The following is a 16,935-nucleotide window of genomic DNA, read 5'->3' as shown; positions in this document are numbered from 1 at the left end:
CTCAGGCGCCGGGGAAGTTCTTGCGGCGCGCGGTCTCGACCGTGACGTCGGGGACCAGGCTCAGCAGGGAGACGCGGCCGCCGTCACGGTGGCGGAAGTCGGCGAACATGCGGGCGAGGTCCGGGGCGCCGTGCTCGTCGCGCACCGGCGAGGGGACGGTGAGCATGAGCGCGGCGGCGATGCCGGAGGCGACCGCGAGCCCGCCCGTGACCAGGCCCGCGCCCGCGCCGAGGGCGAGGGAGTTGACGATCACGTCGAGGAAGCCGATCACCACGAGCGCGAGACCGGCGATCACGCCGGTGCTGCGCGCGGGCCCGGCGGGACGGGTGAGGAGCGTGTGCCGCGCGAAGAGGGAGATCGCCGCGAGGCAGGCGCACACGCCCGCGTCGATGAGGTGGATCGCGACACCGCCGGGCGCCTGCCCCGTGGGGGCGGCGATCGCGGTCAGCAGGTGCCACACGACAGCGGCGACGTGCATCACGGCGGAGAACTCGAAGGCGCGGACGGTGTAGACGAGCCAGTCGGTGCGCCGGAAGGTGACCGGCATCGTGCGCACGAAGGAGCGCGAGATCATCACCCCGAAGGCGATGAACAGCAGCGGCAGGTAGACGTAGCCGGTGGCCACGCTGGTGGGCGCGGCGAACTGCAGGCGCAGGGAGTTGTCGGCGAGGGCCGCGAGCACCAGGCCCGCGGTGACCGCGGTCGAGAACACGAACCAGGAGCGCTCCCGGAGCAGCGCCGAGGCCAGCACGATGCCCAGCAGCAGCGCGGAGACCAAGGTGTCCGCGAAGGTCACGAGCGAGTATCCCCAGCCGGTCGTGAACAGCCGCCCGATGAGCATCACCAGCGCCAGGAGCAGCAGGGCCGCGGCGGCGACGCCCACGCCCACGAGGATCAGCCGGGCCGTGCGCCGGGCGCGAGCCTGCGGCAGATACCCCTCGTGGGCGCGCGGCTCGATGCCGATGATCGCGCCGAGCAGCAGCAGGGCGACCCCCACGCCGATGCCGACGGGGGGACCCTCGGGCAGCGAGGCGAAGAGCACCGGCAGCGAGGAGACCAGGTCGACGAGGAGCGCGAGCAGACCCACGAGCAGCGCGGGGGCGAGGCCGATCACGCGCACCGAGCGGACCGCTGCCAGCGGCGGGTCCGGCGGCAGCCAGCGGACCAGCAGCACCACCACCAGGGACACCAGGGCCAGCCCGATCGCCCAGGGGGCGAGGCCCGCGAGCCAGTGGCCCGGCGCGGCGGTGAAGGTCGTGGTCATCGCCGCGCTGAGGCAGACCAGGGCGATCACGTCCCGCAGGGCGTCGAAGATGCCGAGGTCGGCGAAGCGCGCGGGGACCGTGAAGCCGAGGGCGGGCAGCTCGTCGTGCTCGGCGTTGGGGGTGGTGCCGGAGCGGGCGTAGCTCGCGGGGGCGGGCCGGGCGGCGGCGCGCCGCTCCTCGCGCTCGGCGAGCAGCGGCGCGGAGTAGCGGTCGAACTCGGCACGGTCCGGGAGCCGATCGGTGGGTAGCGTGCGGGGGTCGTCGGAGGCGAAGATCCAGTCCGCGTCCTGGGGGTCCGCGTCCCCTGGGTGCCTGTCCATTCCCCGGCTCTCCTGCCCTGCTGACCTGCTCGCCCTGTGCGCGCAGGCGGTCTCGATGATAAGGACGCCGGGACGCCGCGGACGGTCGGCGCGCCGCAGGCCGGATGCGCCGTCGCTCTCAGCGCAGCGCGCGGCGCTCCCCCGCGAAGCGGATCGCCGGACCCGGCCCGGGGCGCCCCTCCCCCATCTCCACGACGGGGCCGATCAGCAGGCGGTGGGTCGCGGCGTCAACCGCCTGCTCGACGCGCAGCGCGAAATGGGCCAGGGCCCCGGGCAGGATCGCGTCGCCGTCGGCCGTGCGGGAGACCTCGAGGCCCGCGAGCATCCCCTGCAGCGGGGCGCCCGGGGTGCCGAAGCGGTCGGCGAGATGCTGCTGGTCCTCCGCGAGGACGTTCAGGCACAGGTGCCCCGCCTCCTCGGCGGCCTCCGCGGCGCGGCCCATGCCGTAGAGCGCCACCAGCATGGTCGGCGGGTCATAGGAGACGTCGAGATACGAGTCGACGGTCACCAGCAGGTCGTGCGGGCCCTGCCGGGTGGAGAGCACCGCGAGGCCCGCAGCGATCAGATCGCTCGCGCGCCGGTAGTCCTCGACGTCGACGGGCGTGCTCACCGGGCGGTCGGGAGCATGCGGGCGCGGGCGTCGTCCGAGTCGACGATCTCCTTGCCGAAGGGGAAGCAGGTCACCGGGATCAGCTTGAGGTTCGCCCAGGCGAGGGGCAGGCCGATGATCGTGATGGCCTGGGCGAGGGCGGTCGCCACATGACCCAGGGCGAGCCACCAGCCGGCGACCACGAACCAGATCACGTTGCCGAGGGCACCCACGGCGGAGACCCGCCCGGTGTCCACCACCTCCCGGCCGAAGGGCCAGATCACGAAGCCCGCGATGCGGAAGGAGGCGAGGCCGAACGGGATGGTGACGATCAGCAGGCAGGCCAGCAGTCCCGCCACGACGTACCCCAGGAACAGGGCCCAGCCCGCGGTGAGCAGCCAGATGACGTTGAGGATCAGCGAGATCAGGGAGCGCATGCCGCCAGCGTAGGGTCCGTCGCACCCCGGGGCCAGGGGGCTGTCCCCCCGTCCGCGCGCGACTACCCTGGTCCCCATGCCTGCACCCGAGATCGCGCTCACCGAGCGCTTCCAGTCCGCCTTCGCCGCCGCCTTCGGGCCCGAGCACGCGCAGGCCGACCCGATCATCCGCCCCTCCCAGTTCGCGGACTTCCAGTGCAATGCCGCGATGGGGCTCGCGAAGACCCTCGGCCGCAAGCCGCGCGACATCGCGGCGGACATCCTCGCGGCCGTGGAGCTCGACGACATCGCCGAGACCCCCGAGATCGCGGGCCCGGGCTTCCTGAACATCCGCCTGCGCACCGACTGGATCGCCTCGCAGGCCGCCGAGCTCGCGGCCGACGAGCGGCTCGGACTGCCCCTCCCCGAGCGGCCGCGGACCGTCGTGATCGACTACTCGGCGCCCAACGTCGCCAAGGAGATGCACGTCGGCCACCTGCGCACCACCGTGGTGGGCGACTCGATCGCGCGCACCCTGGAGAAGCTGGGTCACACGCCCGTGCGCCAGAACCACATCGGCGACTGGGGCACCCCCTTCGGCATGCTCATCGAGCACCTCCTCGAGGTGGGCGAGGACAGCCCCGAGGCGGATCTGCTGCGCACGGACCCGAACGCCTTCTACCAGGCGGCGCGCGCCAAGTTCGACGCCTCAGAGAGCGGGTCCGACGGCGACTTCGCCGCGCGCGCCCGTCGGCGGGTCGCGACCCTGCAGTCCGGTGATCCGGAGTCGCTGCGCATCTGGACCGACCTCGTCGAGCTGTCGAAGCAGTACTTCCACCGCATCTACGACCTGCTCGACGTGACGCTGCGCGACGAGCATCTCGCGGGCGAGTCCTCCTACAACGATCAGCTCGAGGCGGTCTGCGCGGATCTCGAGGCGGCCGGCATCGCGCGGATCTCCGACGGCGCGCTGTGCGTCTTCCCCGAGGGGTTCACGGGGCGCGACGGGCAGCCGCTGCCGCTGATCATCCGCAAGTCCGACGGCGGCTACGGCTACGCCACGACCGACCTCGCGGCGGTGCGCCACCGCGTGCGGGATCTCGGCGCCGACGCCATCGCCTACGTGGTCGGCTCCGCGCAGGAGCTGCACTTCCAGATGGTCTTCGCGATCGCGCGGGAGGCCGGCTGGCTGCCCGCCGAGGTGCGCGCCGAGCACGTGAAGATCGGCTCCGTCCTCGGCGAGGACGGCAAGATCCTGCGCACCCGCTCCGGCGCCTCGCTGCGGCTGATGGCGCTGCTCGAGGAGGCCGTGACCACGGCCCGCACGGTCATCGACGAGCTGCGCCCCGACCTGCCCGAGGCGGAGCGGGCGCAGATCGCGCGCTCGATCGGCATCGGCGGCGTGAAGTACGCGGACCTCTCCACCGCGCACGACTCGGACTACACCTTCGACCTCGACCGGATGCTGGCCCTGACCGGCAACACCGCGCCGTACCTGCAGTACGCGGTGGCCCGGATCCGGTCCATCTCCCGCCGCGCCGCGGCCGAGGGCGTCACCGCCGCCGCGGCGCCGCTGGTCGAGAACGACGCGGAGCGGGCGCTGGCCCTCGCGCTGCTCGAGTTCGCGCCGGTGCTCTCCCAGACCGGCGAGGACTACGAGCCTCATCGGCTGTGCGCCTACCTGTTCTCCCTCGCCCAGGCCTTCACCGCCTTCTACGAGGCCTCCCCCATCCTCAAGGAGAGCGACGAGGTTCTGCGCGCGGGACGGCTCGCCCTCGCCCAGCTCACCGAGCGGGTGCTGATGGAGGGTCTGGACGCCCTCGGGGTGGACGCTCCCGCGCAGATGTGACCGAGCGTTACCCGATCGTGCCCGAATGCTCCGTCATACCGCTGGTCACCGCCGGGTCCGCTTCCTAGCCTGAGACGGTGCAGCCGTCCCGAACCGCCCATACCCTGCTCTGGGTGGCCTATGCCCTCGTGGGCGGCCTGCACCTGACCGCGATGTTCGCCCAGGTCGAGGGGCTGCAGCGCGTCACCCAGTCGCTGCTCGCCCCGCTGCTGATCGGCGTGGTGCTGACCGCCGTCCCGCACCTGACACGGACCTCGCGACTGCTGCTCATCGGGCTGCTGTGCGCCTGGTGCGGGGACTTCTTCAGCCAGATCGCGCCCGAGCAGGTCGAGACCATCTCCGCCCTGTTCTTCCTCGGGGCGCTGGTGGCCTACTCCTGCGCCCTCGCCCCGCTGTGGCGGCGCAACCGGGACCCCATGCGCATCGCGCTGGCGATCCCCTACGGCGGCGTGGTGATCGGCCTGTTCGTCGCCTGCGCCGACGGGGCCGGACCGATGCTCCCCCTCGTCGCGGCCTACGCCGTGGCCCTCGCCGTGACGGCCTTCCTCTCCGCGGGCGGCAACGGGCTGACCTGGTCGGGAGGGACGCTGTTCCTGCTGTCCAGCTCGCTGCTGGCGATGACCTGGTTCCTGCCGGGCGCCGCGATCCTGTACAGCACCGTCTGGGTGATGGTCACCTACATCATCGGCCAGGCCCTGCTGGTGGCGGGCCTGCTCCGCGCGCTGCCGCAGCGCCGCTGGGCGACGGCGCCCGCGGGTGCCGCCCTGGTGATCGTCGAGAGCTGAGCCTCAGCCCCGCAGTGCGCGCGTGATCAGTGCCGCCTGCTCGCGATGCAGCCGCTCCATGTCCTCGCCGCGGCGCACCCGCAGCTGCAGGCCGAGCCGGCCGCTGATCTCGCGATAGGCCACCTCGACGCCGTTCTCCTCGAGCTGCAGCCGGGCGATGCGGACCTCGGCGAGGAAGAGGTCGCGCATCCCCACCGAGAGGTGCAGCGGCGGCAGCCCGGAGAGATCGGCGTTCAGCGGCGAGAGATCCGGGTCCTCGAGCGGCGTGCGGCCCGCGTAGCGGATCGCCGCATCGCGCAGCAGGCGCCGTTCGTGCACCGGATCTGCCTGGTCGGTCTCGGTGATCCCGGCGTTGGCGAGCTCGAGGTCGAGCCAGGGCGACATGGCCACGAGCGCCGCGGGCGCGGGCACCTCCCCCGACTCCCGCAGCCGGCGCGCGACGGTCAGCGCGAGTCCGCCGCCCGCATGCTGGCCCGCGAGGACCCACGGCTGACCGGCGAGGCGGCCGTCGGCCCGCAGTGCGGCGAGCACCGCCTCCACGTCGTCGAGGGCGACGGGGTGCTGGTGGTCGGGGGCGTTGCGGTAGTCGACCATGAGCCCCGCGCAGCCGAGGGCGTCGATGTGGCGGGAGAGCCACAGCCAGTCGCTCGCGAAGGGGCCGGAGACGTACGCGCCCCCGTGCAGGAAGACGATCAGGCCACGATCCCCGCGGTGCCCGTCGAGCCACACCGTGCGGGTGCGGCCGATCATCTCGTGCTCGACGGCGTGCGACTTCAGCACCGCCGACGGGGGGTTCGGGCGGCGCGCCTCGCGCAGCGCCTGATGCGTGAGGGTCGAGGGCAGGGGGATGCGGCTCACCGCACGGGCTCCGGTGACGACGGCTTCGCGGACACGACCCATGACTGCCTCCTCCTGCGGCCCCGGGGGCCGCCCTCGCTGCGGGTCCCGCCAGCCTAACGAACGGGCCTGGGGGCGGCGGTACCCTGCGGCCATGACCTCCGCCCCCGCACCCTTGCTCGTCCTCGCCGCCATGCCCGAGGAGTCCGCGCCGCTGCACGCGCGCCTCGTCGCCGCCGAGGAGCTGACCACCCCGCTCGCCGCCCCCGTCACGGCCCGGCGGGGTCTGCTCTCGGGGCAGGACACCATCGTGGTGACCACCGGCATCGGGGTCGCGGCCGCGGCCGCCGCCGCGACCTGGGGCATCCTCGCCCACCGGCCGCGCGCCGTGGTCTCCGCGGGCTCCTGCGGAGGGCTCGCGGCCGACGTCGAGGTGGGCACGCTGATCGTCGGGGAGGAGTTCACCTGGTCGATCGCGGACGCGACCGCCTTCGGCTACGCCCCGGGACAGGTGCCCGGAGGCCCCGAGCGGCACCGGGCGGACCCTGCCCTGGTGGACGCGGCAGAGTCCGCGGCCCGTGCGGTCGCGGCGCGCGGCTGGCGCCGCGGGCTGATGCTCGCGGGCGATGCCTTCGTGACCGCACCCCTCGCGGAGCCGATGCGGGTGCGCTTCCCCGCGGCGCTCAGCGCGGACATGGAGACCACCGCGAGCGCGCGCACCGCGGAGGCGCTGGGGGTGCCCTTCGTCGCCCTGCGCGCCGTGTCGGACCTCTGCGGACCGGCGGCGGGCCAGCAGTTCCGCCTCGAGATCGACGTCGTCGCTGAGATCTCGGCCACGGCCGTGGAGGCTCTCGTCGCCGGATTGTCGGACTGACCGAAGCGCAGGTCAGCGCGGAGATCTCCCCACCTGGAGCGCATCACCCGAGGTAGGAGGCCTTTTCTCCCGCTCCGGGGACGGGTAGGGTGCCCCACGGCCCGTCCGCCCGTGGAGTCCCCACCGCAGGATCCGGGGTTCCGAAGGTGCGACGCGGTCACGTCCCATCCCCCACCTCGGAACGAGGAATCGTGTCAGCCTCCACGGCCCAGTCGCCGCCGCACTCCTATTCCCTGTCGAAGCCGGTGTTCTTCGTCGCCGGCGGGATCATCCTGCTGTCGGTGCTCTTCGCGCTGATCCTCCCGGCGCAGTTCAGCAGCGTCATCTCGACGCTCAACGCGACCGTCGTGAGCTCGGTGGGCTGGTACTTCGTCCTGGTCGTGACCGCCTTCGTCGCCTTCGGCATCATCGTCGCGGTCTCCCGCATGGGCAACATCAAGCTCGGCAAGGACGACGAGGAGCCGGAGTACGGGCTGTTCTCCTGGTTCTCGATGCTGTTCGCCGCGGGCATGGGCATCGGCCTTGTGTTCTGGGGCGCCGCCGAGCCCCTCACCTTCTTCGCGGACACCGGCGGCGACGTCCCCGGCATCCCGCCGAACGCCGCGGACCTGGATGATCCGGCCCGGGCCGAGCGGGCGCTGGGCCAGACCTTCCTCCACTGGGGTCTGCACGCCTGGGGCATCTACGTGGTCGTCGGTCTCGCCGTCGCCTACGCGGTGCACCGCAAGGGCCGCCCGATCTCGATCCGCTGGGCGCTCGAGCCGGTTCTCGGCAAGCGCACCGACTCCTGGATCGGCGACCTGGTGGACATCATCGCGATCGTCGGCACCCTCTTCGGCATCGCGACCTCGCTCGGCTTCGGCGTGAACCAGATCGCCGCGGGCCTGGACCACCTCGGGGTGCTGCCCAACTCGACGGTCGTGCAGGTGACGATCGTGCTCGTGGTGACCGCGCTCGCGACCCTCTCCGCCGCGAGCGGCGTGGACAAGGGCATCAAGATCCTCTCGAACCTCAACATGGGCCTCGCCGCCCTGCTGCTGGTGGCCGTGCTGATCCTGGGGCCGACCCTCTTCCTGCTGCGCGACGTGGTCTCGAACATCGGCTACTACCTGCAGAACATCCTGCAGCTGTCCTTCCAGACGCTCCCCTTCCGGGGCGAGGAGGGCGCCGGCTGGCTCAACGGCTGGACCACCTACTACTGGGGCTGGTGGATCTCCTGGTCGCCCTTCGTGGGCGTGTTCATCGCGCGCATCTCCAAGGGGCGCACGGTCCGCGAGTTCGTCACCGGCGTGCTGCTCGTGCCCACCGCGGTGACCTTCCTGTGGTTCACCATCATGGGCGGCACCGCCCTCTACAAGTCGGTCATCGGCGGGGTCGATTTCACCGACGCCGACGGCAACATCGACGCGAACACCGCCCTGTTCGACACCTTCTCCCACCTGCCCGCGGGCGCGCTACTCTCCGGCATCGCGGTGATCCTGGTGTCGATCTTCTTCATCACCAGCGCCGACTCGGGCGCCTTCGTGATGGACATGATCGCCCACAAGGGCGATCCGAACCCGCCGCGCCTGACCCGCATCTTCTGGGCCGCCTCCTCCGGCGTGATCGCTGCGACCCTGATCTGGGCGGGCGCCGCCTCCGGGGACGCCACCTCGGGCATGACCGCGCTGCAGTCCCTCGCGCTGCTCTCGGCGCTGCCCTTCTCGATCGTCATGATCGGCATGATGATCTCGCTGTGGCGCTCGCTGTCCCGCGAGGTGAAGGTGATCGAGGGCCTCGAGCTGCGCATCCGTCAGCGCGAGTTCCTCGAGCGCTACTCCGACACCCTCACCGCGCAGGTCGAGGAGACCGTCGCCACCCAGCTCGAGGGCGAGGTCGGCCAGCAGTTCCAGGCGCAGCTGAGCCAGCAGGTCAGCGAGCAGGTGCAGGAGCACCTGGACGCGGACTCCAAGCGCGGCTGACGCTCAGCGGGCTCAGCGGGAAGAGACGTGCGCGATCTCCGCGCCCTCGGCGAGGGCGCGGAGGTTCGCGGCGATCCGCTCCTCGGCGCCGACGGGCCGCCCGCCCGCCCCGTGCGGGGTGATCAGCAGGCGCGGCGCGTCCCACAGCGGGTCCCCGGCCGGGAGCGGCTCGGGATCGGTGACATCGAGGCCGGCACCCCCCAGGGTGCCGGCCTCGAGCGCTTCCCGGAGGGCGACCTGGTCGACGGTCGCGCCGCGGCCCACGTTGATCAGCAGGGCGTGATCGGGCAGCGCCGCGAGCACCTCCGCGTCCACCGCGTGACGGGTCGCCTCGGTGGCGGGGAGGATGTCGATGAGGACGTCGGTCTCGGGCAGGGCCGCGAGCACGTCGCTCTCGGCGATGACCTCGAAGCCCGCGCGGGTCCCGGCCGAGCGAGCGGCCCCGCGCACCTGCGCGCCGAGGGCGCGCAGGGTCGGGCCGAGGGTCTGCCCGATCTCGCCGAAGCCCCAGATGAGCACTCGGGCGCCGAGGAGCGTGGTGATCCGGTCCTCGGGGTGGAGGGGCTGCAGGCCGCCGAGCTCGGCGGACCACTCGTGGCGCTCCTGGGCGGCGGCCGCCTCGGGCAGGCGCCGCACGAGGGTGAGCAGGAGGGCGAGGGCGTGCTCGCTCACCGTGACCGAGTGCAGGCCCGCACCGGTCGCGATCACCACGTCCGGGGCGAAGCCGGCGGCGAGTATCCCCTCGACCCCGGCGGAGAGCGACTGCACCAGGCGCAGCTCCCCCAGCTGCTCGGCGGCGGAGGCGAGGTGGGCGCGGGAGGCGCCCCAGACCACGAGGGCCGCGGCGTCGTGGTGCTCGGCGGGGATCGCGGCGCGGGCGTCGACGACGACGGCCTCCCACCCCTCGGGCAGCTGCGGGGACAGGGCGATGGTGTCGGGGAGCAGGAGCTTCATGGCTCCAGGCTACGGAACCGGCTCCTGCCCCGCTCCGATACGCTCGACCCATGGGATCCGGCCACTCTCCGTCCGCCGTCCGGCGCCTTCTCGGCGCGACCCTGCGCATCGTGCGCCGCACCACCTCGACCGCCGGTCATCGCGTGCGCCGGGCCGAGATCGGTAAGCCCCTGGACACCGGGGGCTTCCTCGGCGCCTCGGTCACCGGCTGGATCTCGACCTCGCCCAGCTTCCTGCCCCGCACCTGGTGGATGTGGTCGGCGAACATCGGCCTCTCGCAGATCTACGGCTACGCCGCCGGGGTCCTCGCCGGGAAGGTGGTGCGGCGCGCGATCGCCGGCATCGGCCTGGAGATGTCGATCGCCCCGGATCACCGGCGGCGGGCCCGCTGGGCGGGCGCCGCGGCGCTGATCGGGATCTCGACCTACTCCTGGGTGCGCGGCGTCATGCGCCAGCGGGAGATCAGCCATCTGGTGCGCGCCGAGCCGAAGGGCCTCTCGACCGCTGCGGTGGGCACCGTCGGCGGGGTCGCCTTCTCCGCCGCGGCGCTGGTCGCGGTCCGCGCGGTGCGCTCCACGGCGCAGCTGTACCGGGCGATGCTCCGTCCCTATCTGCCGCCGCGGATCGTGGGCGCCGTGTCGCTCGTGCTCACGGCAGTGACGGTGGGCGTGCTGGTGGAGCGCCTGATCCGGGGGCGGCTGCTCGAGCAGATGATCGAGCGGGCCGAGGCCGCGAACCGGCTGATCTCGCCCGACGTCCCCCGCCCCGTCTCCTCGCTGCGCTCCGGCAGCCCCGCCTCGCACGAGACCTGGCAGTCCCTGGGCGCCCCGGGACGCAAGATCGTCTCCTCCGGGGCGAGCGCCGAGCAGATCGCCGCGGCCACGGGCGAGGACGCGCAGGAACCTATCCGGGTGTACGCCGGGAAGTCCTCCGCGCGCTCCCTCGAGGAGACCGTCGAGGCGGTGATCGCCGAGCTCGACCGCACCGGCGCCTGGGAGCGCGAGGTGCTCGTGCTGTTCACCGGCACCGGCACCGGCTGGCTGCAGGAGTGGTCGCTGTCCGCGATCGAGTTCCTCACCGGCGGGAACTGCGCGACCGCCTCCCTGCAGTACTCGGTGTACACGAGCGCGCTGAGCTACCTGGTCGACCACCGCTCGCCGCGCCGCGCCGGGAACCTGCTGCTGCACGCGGTGCGCCGGCGCCTGAAGTCGCTGCCGCCGGGGCAGCGGCCGCGGCTGTTCGTGGCCGGGGAATCGCTCGGCTCCTTCGGCGGGCAGGCCGCCTTCCGCGACCTGCAGGAGATGCTCGCGAGCGTCGACGGCGCCGTGTGGACCGGCACCCCGAGCTTCACCCCGCTGTGGCGCGAGCTGGTCTCGCGCAGCCGGGAGGGTGCGCCCGCGATCGCCCCGATCCTCGACGACGGCCGGCACATCCGCGTGGTCACCCGTGAGGCGGATCTGCACCGCAACTACCACGGCGGCCTCTACGCCGAGTGGAAGAGCCCGCGGGTGGTCTACGCCCAGCACCCTTCGGACCCGGTGGTGTGGTGGCAGCCGGCGCTGCTGTGGGACGAGCCGCGATGGCTGCGGGAGCGGGTGGGGCACGATGTCACCCCGGCCATGCGCTGGTTCCCGTGGATCACGTTCTGGCAGGTCGCGGCCGATATGCCGCTGTCGATCAAGGCGTCCGGCGGGCACGGCCACTCGTATCACGAGGAGATGGTGCCGATCTGGGCCGCGGTCCTGGGGCAGGACGCGGGCGGGGCGCTCACCCTGGTGCAGCGCCGTCGCCACCAGGCGATCACCGAGGCGATCAGGCGGGTGCATCCCCGCGGCTGAGGGGTCGCTGCGGATCGCTGCTCCACTGCGACCAGGAGCCGGGGAAGAGCCGCGCCCCGTGGATCCCGGCCCGTTCGAGGGCGAGCAGGTCATGGGTCGCGGTGACCCCCGAGCCGCAGTACACGACGGTCTCCCCGTCGGGGTCGACGCCCGCGGCGAGGAAGCGCTGGCGCAGCGCCTCAGGGGCGGCGAAGCGCCGCTCGGCGTCGAGGTTCCCGGCGTAGGGGAGGTTGACGGCCCCGGGGATGTGGCCGGCGCGCGGGTCCACGGGCTCGACCTCGCCGCGGTACCGCTCGGGCGCGCGGGCGTCGATCAGGAGCGCTCCCCCGGCGGCGACCTCGTCGATCGTCGCGATCCGGTCAGCGGGCCAGGGGCGCTCGGGCACGCTGCCGGGGGCCGGCGGCGGGGTCTCGCCGCTCTCGAGCGGCCCGTCCCAGGCGGCGATCCCGCCGTCGAGCAGCGCGGCCTCCTGCCCCACGGCGCGCAGCATCCAGACCAGTCGGCCCGCGGGGGCGCCGTCGGTGTCGTCGTAGGCGACGACGACGGTGTCCTCGTCCACCCCGAGGCGGCGCAGGGTCGCGGCGAAGTCGGCGGGTTCCGGCAGCGGATGGCGGCCGACGGCGGGGCCCGCCGGGGCGGCGAGCTCGGTGTCGAGGTCGACCCAGTGGGCGCCCGGCAGGTGCACGGCGAGATGGGCCTCGCGCCCAGTGGAGCCGTCGAGGGCCCAGCGCACGTCGAGCAGACGCACGGGGGCCTCGCCCTCCAGCAGCTCGTGGAGGCGGGCGGAGTCGATGATCGGGTCGAGCGCAGCAGCCATGGTGGCGAGCCTACTGCTCAGGAGCGCACCTCGAGGTCCACGCGGACCAGGCGATGGTCGGAGGTGGGGAAGGGGTAGGTGCCGGTCAGCTCGCTGCCGGGGCGCCCGGAGCGGGGCCAGAAGACCGCCGAGGAGACCACCTGGAGGGTCTTGGCGGGCAGCACGTAGTCCACGCGCAGGTTGCCCGGGGAGGGGCTGTCGCCGAAGTCGGCGGTGTCGAAGCGAGGATCGCTCCGGTGGGAGTCGTTCGCCCCGCCCTGCGCGGCCGCCTCCTCCGCGCCCTCGGAACTCGGTCGGGTGTCGCGCACGCGGGCGTGGGTGAGCAGCTGGTCGATAGCGCCGGGCCAGGAGTCGCCGTCGGCCGGATCCGAGTTGTAGTCCCCGAGGATCACGAACTCCTCCTGCGGGGCGAGGCCGCCGACGACGCCGGCGTCGTCGGTGATCCAGCGGGAGCGCCGGCCGGGGCTGAGGTAGTCCGCCCAGAGACGGATCTCGTCGTTGTTGCGCCGCTGGTTGCGCTTCTCGGGGCCGTCAAAGCTGGGCGGGGTGGGGTGCGCGGCGAGCACGTGCACGGTGGTCGAGCCGATCCGCACCGGCACGTCCCAGTGGGACTTCGAGCTCAGGCGCAGCTGCTCGGCGATCTCCTCGCCGTAGAACTCGACGGGCAGCAGGCTCGAGGGCATCGCCGCCCAGCGCAGGTTCTGGAAGGTGCGGATCTGCCCGGTGAGGATCGGATGACGGGACAGCAGCACCATCCCGTACTGGCCGGGGAAGGCGCCGAAGCCCCAGGCGTCATCGGGCCCGCCGACGGTCCCGTCGCGGTTCAGGTCCAGGCCCGAGGGCACCCCGGTGTTGACGGGGGCGGTGTAGGCGTAGGGGTAGTGGACGGGGGTCGCGCCGTTCTGGCTGACCTCGAGGTACTTCTCGCGCAGCAGGTCGATCGCGCGGCCGTCCTCGTCGAAGTCGACCTCGTTGAGCAGCAGCACGTCGGGGTTGTTGAGCTGGATGACCTGCGCGACGGCGCGGATCTGGGGGTCCTCGCCAGTGGCCAGGTCCGCGAGCAGCTGCCCCTCGGTCGCGCGGTTGAGGGAGGCGTTGTAGGTGGCCACCCGCACCCTGGTGGTGCCTCCGCCGCGCCGGGCGGGCTGCGGGGCGGCTTCCGCGGCGGCGGGCACCCCCAGACCGGCGGCTGCGGCGGCGACGAGGGCTCCACGACGGCTGATTCTCGGCGACATGGTCTCCATTGTGCACGCTCCCGGGGATCGGCGACAGCGCCGGCGCAGGCCCGCGAGCACGTCATTCCACCCGGATGCGCTGCACGCGCCGCAGGTGGTCCCCGGTGTTGTCGCCGTTCATGCGGGCGCTGCTCTGGCGGTTGTTCTCGCCGACCTTGCGGTCGTTGCTGCGCAGGTTCCCGACGCGCACCTCGGTCTCCTTCTCGAAGACGTGGCGCTTGTCGGTGTTGCGGTAGTAGCGGTAGATCAGCCCGTACACGGCGGCGAACACCGCGGGCCCCGCCAGGAGCGGGAACAGGAAACCGGCCGCCGAGGAGTCGCCGGAGCCGGCCAGCAGCAGGGGATAGAGCTCGATCATCGGATGCTCCTCAGCTGACGAAGAAGAAGGCCAGGGACAGCGCGGCGGCCACGGCGGTCGCGACGACCCCCGAGACGCAGGCGACGGCGAAGATCTTCGGATGGGAGACGGGAACCGAGCCCATCGTCGTCCCGGTGCGGCCGTTGACCGCGATGTAGTGGGTGAGGGAGCTGCCGTCGAGCGCGGAGTCGGCATAGGAGTACAGCCACACCGGCACGTACACCGCGACCCAGCGGGTGCCGTGCACGGCCACCCCCTCCCGCTCCCAGCGCACGCCGCGGTCGAGACCGCGGACGGTCGGCTGGGCCTTGGCCCGGGCGATGGCGAGGAACTTCTCCTCCACCTGGCCGTCGAGATCGCGGACGTTCAGGTCACGGCGCTCCGAGGTGAAGCCCTTGAGGTAGTTCGCGTTGTAGGTGACGGCCTTCTCGGTGTCATAGGGCTGCACGGCGTTGAGCACGTTGTTGGTCGCCGAGCGGTTGTCCTGGGCGGAGAAGCGCTGCGCCGACTCGATCGTGAGGTCGTCGACCAGGAGGTCGAAGGCCCGCTGGACGCGGTAGACGTCCGCGTCGTAGCGGGTCTCGCGCCGCTTGTTGTCGCCGCTGCCGACCGTCACCGTGTACTGCCTCGTGGTGACCTCGCCGGTGCCCTGCAGCACCGCGTGCATGTTCCCGTCGACCACCAGGTACGGGATGTACACGCCCATGACGTTGTCGGGCACGTACTGCTCCTTGAAGCGGGCGTGCGCGAAGGCTCGTCGGTTCGCGACGAAGGCGTCGATCTGCGCGATCGCCTGCTCCCGGGTGAGCGCGAAGGGCAGCACCGCATCGGGGATCGCCCCGTTGGGGATCTGCGTGTTCAGCGAGAGGGTCTGGCGGCACCAGTGGCACCGCGACTGCACCTGCTCCGCCGCGTTGATCACGACCTCCGCCCCGCAGCCCTGGCATTTCAAGGTGACGACCGAGAGGTCCTCGCGGACGTCCGCCGTGCCCGAGGCCATGGTGTGCCCGCGCAGCTCCGCGATCGCGGAGTCGAGCCCGAATGCGGTCTCGGCGACCTTCTCGTTCCACTGGAAGCGGCAGTACCCGCACACGAGCGAGCCGACCGAGATCTCGTAATGGATCTCGGCCGACCCGCACCGCGGGCACTTGTCGAGGCCGTCGTCCCTGCCGGAGCTGGTGTCGACGATGCGGTCGTCGGTCACAGGCCGAGCGCGGCCTTCTTCGCCGCCTCGTAGTCCGCCTCGGAGATGAGGCCCTGGTCCAGCATATGCTTGTACTGGGCGAGCTTCGCGACCGGGTCCTCCGCGGCGGGGGCCGCCGGAGCGGCCGGGGCCGCCTGCTGCTGCGGGGCGCCGGTCTGCTGGACCGGGTTCACGAGGCCGCCGACGGCACCCGCACCCGCGCCGAACATGGCCAGGCCCGTCCCGCCGCCGTTCTCGCCGGCGGCCTGCACACCGCGGGCCACGGACTGGTTGAGGTAGGACTGCGAGCGGGCGCCGGAGAGGGCGTCGGCCTTCTGCACCTCGGTGAGCAGGGCGCGGGTGTTCGCGTCGTACTCGATGGAGACGATCGCGGTCTTCACGATCGCGAGGCCGCGGTCGGTGGACCAGCGGTAGCCCTCCTCGACGGCGGCGGAGAGGGACTGGGCGAAGCCGACGGAGTCGCCCTGGATCTTCGTGATCCGGTTCCCCTTGTCGGGATCGTTGGTGTAGCGCGAGAAGGCGGCGGCGAGGGAGCCGACGACCTCGCGGAACAGCTGGTTGCCCGCGGCGTTGTCCGGATCGGAGAAGTCGAACACCCCGGCGTTCGCGGAGATGAAGGTGGCCGGCACGAAGTTGTGCACGAAGAGCAGCGGGTCCACGATCCGCAGCGTGTACGAGCCGCGGGTGACCGCGCCGACCTGCGAGTTCAGGTAGGCGTCGTCCCAGTAGATCTCCGACTGGGTGCCGAAGCGGTTGTCGGGGATCTCCTTGAGGTTGACGAAGAAGGCGAGCTGCTGCGAGGAGGGGCGGCCGCCGAACTTGAAGCGCTCCCAGGAGGTCTGCACGGTCGAGGCGAGCATGCCGTCGCCCGCGAAGACGGAGCGGGAGTCCGGGGAGGAGTCGGTGAACTCGTAGCCGCCGGCCTCGGTGACCAGGCCCGTGGCCCGCCCATCGACCACGGTGATCAGCCCGTACCCCTGCGGCACGATGATCTTCGACCCGTTGGTGATGACGTTCTCCGAGCCGCGGGTGTTCGAGCCGCGACCGGAGTTGGTCCCCTGCGGCACCGCCGGGAACAGCGCCGCGGTCTGCTGCAGTCCCGACGGGACGGTGAGGAAGTCCTTCCACTGATCGGCGAGCATGCCGCCGACAGCGCCCTTGAATGCCTGGATGAATCCCATGTCAGCTCCTTCGAAGCCCCCGAGCGTGTGATCGGTGCCATGCTACCGCCCCTCCCCGACCCTTCGCTGGGCCCGATTTCCTTCCCTATTTCATCCTTCGCTGATATCATCACCACGTGAATTCTTTCGCCCTGCTCGCCGACCCCGTGCGCCGACGGATCCTCGAGATCCTCAGCGACGGGGAGCAGTCGGCGGGCATGATCGGGGAGGCCGTCTCCGCGGAGTTCCACATCCGCCAGCCGGCCGTCTCCAACCAGCTGCGGGTGCTGCGCGAGGCCGATGTCGTGCAGGTCGAGCCGTCCGGCTCCCACCGCATCTACCGCCTGCGCCCGGGCGGCCTCGACGAGGTCGCCGCCTGGGTGGACCGCTACTCGCGCCTGTGGCCGCAGCGCCTGGACGCCCTCGAGACCGAGCTCGCCCGCGAGAACCGCGCCCTCCCCGAGGAGACCTGA

Annotated in this window: 16 protein-coding genes; 6 read left to right on the top strand and 10 right to left on the bottom strand. The window is 72.5% G+C overall.

The features are described 5' to 3' along the window. Window position 1: 1 nt before the first annotated feature. The 3 genes from V1258_RS13135 to V1258_RS13125 form a co-directional block, all read right to left on the bottom strand. The gene (locus tag V1258_RS13135; protein ID WP_329750105.1) at window positions 2-1,585 is read right to left on the bottom strand and encodes a DUF7937 domain-containing protein; all 1,584 of its coding nucleotides are present in this window, start codon (window positions 1,583-1,585) and stop codon (window positions 2-4) included. Between the two features lie 118 nt (window positions 1,586-1,703). Then, the gene (locus V1258_RS13130; protein WP_329750104.1) at window positions 1,704-2,195 is read right to left on the bottom strand and encodes a flavin reductase family protein; all 492 of its coding nucleotides are present in this window, start codon (window positions 2,193-2,195) and stop codon (window positions 1,704-1,706) included. Beyond that, window positions 2,192-2,611: a YccF domain-containing protein gene (locus V1258_RS13125; RefSeq protein WP_329750103.1), complete on the bottom strand. Its 420-nt coding sequence runs from the start codon at window positions 2,609-2,611 to the stop codon at window positions 2,192-2,194. The genes V1258_RS13130 and V1258_RS13125 overlap by 4 nt, the downstream gene beginning before the upstream one ends. 76 nt (window positions 2,612-2,687) lie before the next feature. Here V1258_RS13125 and argS point away from each other — a divergent pair, with 76 nt between their 5' ends. Next, window positions 2,688-4,439, top strand: a complete 1,752-nt coding sequence (gene argS / locus V1258_RS13120; RefSeq protein ID WP_329750102.1) for an arginine--tRNA ligase — start codon at window positions 2,688-2,690, stop codon at window positions 4,437-4,439. Window positions 4,440-4,516: 77 nt separating this feature from the next. After that, a complete protein-coding gene (locus V1258_RS13115; protein ID WP_329750101.1) occupies window positions 4,517-5,224 on the top strand; it encodes a lysoplasmalogenase family protein in 708 nt (235 codons plus the stop codon). Window positions 5,225-5,227: 3 nt separating this feature from the next. On the opposite strand, the gene V1258_RS13110 is transcribed toward V1258_RS13115, so the two are convergent. Next, on the bottom strand, window positions 5,228-6,124 hold the full coding sequence (locus V1258_RS13110) for an alpha/beta hydrolase fold domain-containing protein (protein ID WP_329747036.1): 897 nt from the start codon (window positions 6,122-6,124) through the stop codon (window positions 5,228-5,230). A 91-nt stretch (window positions 6,125-6,215) separates the two neighbouring features. On the opposite strand from V1258_RS13110, the gene mtnN reads away from it, so the two are divergent. Together mtnN and V1258_RS13100 are read left to right on the top strand one after the other, a co-directional pair. After that, window positions 6,216-6,935: a 5'-methylthioadenosine/S-adenosylhomocysteine nucleosidase gene (mtnN, locus tag V1258_RS13105; RefSeq protein ID WP_329750100.1), complete on the top strand. Its 720-nt coding sequence runs from the start codon at window positions 6,216-6,218 to the stop codon at window positions 6,933-6,935. A gap of 191 nt (window positions 6,936-7,126) precedes the next feature. Continuing rightward, window positions 7,127-8,896, top strand: coding sequence for a BCCT family transporter (locus V1258_RS13100; protein ID WP_329750099.1), 1,770 nt, complete (start codon window positions 7,127-7,129; stop codon window positions 8,894-8,896). Window positions 8,897-8,908: 12 nt separating this feature from the next. On the opposite strand, the gene V1258_RS13095 is transcribed toward V1258_RS13100, so the two are convergent. Further along, window positions 8,909-9,850 (bottom strand): NAD(P)-dependent oxidoreductase, encoded by a 942-nt coding sequence (locus V1258_RS13095; RefSeq protein WP_329750098.1) that lies wholly within the window; start codon window positions 9,848-9,850, stop codon window positions 8,909-8,911. A 50-nt stretch (window positions 9,851-9,900) separates the two neighbouring features. Between V1258_RS13095 and V1258_RS13090 the strand changes: the two genes are divergently transcribed. Then, window positions 9,901-11,688: an alpha/beta hydrolase gene (locus tag V1258_RS13090; protein WP_329750097.1), complete on the top strand. Its 1,788-nt coding sequence runs from the start codon at window positions 9,901-9,903 to the stop codon at window positions 11,686-11,688. Here the strand turns inward: V1258_RS13090 and V1258_RS13085 are convergent. From V1258_RS13085 to V1258_RS13065, 5 genes are all read right to left on the bottom strand, one after another. Beyond that, complete coding sequence (locus V1258_RS13085) at window positions 11,663-12,505, bottom strand: sulfurtransferase (RefSeq protein ID WP_329750096.1); 843 nt, start codon at window positions 12,503-12,505, stop codon at window positions 11,663-11,665. The two genes, V1258_RS13090 and V1258_RS13085, sit on opposite strands and share 26 nt — an antisense overlap. A gap of 17 nt (window positions 12,506-12,522) precedes the next feature. Beyond that, window positions 12,523-13,740: an endonuclease/exonuclease/phosphatase family protein gene (locus V1258_RS13080; RefSeq protein WP_329750095.1), complete on the bottom strand. Its 1,218-nt coding sequence runs from the start codon at window positions 13,738-13,740 to the stop codon at window positions 12,523-12,525. Between the two features lie 61 nt (window positions 13,741-13,801). Further along, window positions 13,802-14,098 (bottom strand): hypothetical protein, encoded by a 297-nt coding sequence (locus V1258_RS13075; RefSeq protein ID WP_329747029.1) that lies wholly within the window; start codon window positions 14,096-14,098, stop codon window positions 13,802-13,804. 10 nt (window positions 14,099-14,108) lie between these two features. After that, complete coding sequence (locus V1258_RS13070) at window positions 14,109-15,302, bottom strand: TFIIB-type zinc ribbon-containing protein (protein WP_329750094.1); 1,194 nt, start codon at window positions 15,300-15,302, stop codon at window positions 14,109-14,111. Continuing rightward, window positions 15,299-16,483: an SPFH domain-containing protein gene (locus V1258_RS13065; protein WP_329750093.1), complete on the bottom strand. Its 1,185-nt coding sequence runs from the start codon at window positions 16,481-16,483 to the stop codon at window positions 15,299-15,301. Before V1258_RS13065 ends, V1258_RS13070 begins: the two co-directional genes overlap by 4 nt. Window positions 16,484-16,599: 116 nt before the next feature. Between V1258_RS13065 and V1258_RS13060 the strand changes: the two genes are divergently transcribed. Then, window positions 16,600-16,935: an ArsR/SmtB family transcription factor gene (locus tag V1258_RS13060; protein ID WP_329750092.1), complete on the top strand. Its 336-nt coding sequence runs from the start codon at window positions 16,600-16,602 to the stop codon at window positions 16,933-16,935.

The organism is Brachybacterium sp. J153 (assembly GCF_036311905.1).
GTDB lineage: Bacteria > Actinomycetota > Actinomycetes > Actinomycetales > Dermabacteraceae > Brachybacterium.
This window is presented reverse-complemented; position numbering and strand designations above follow the sequence as displayed.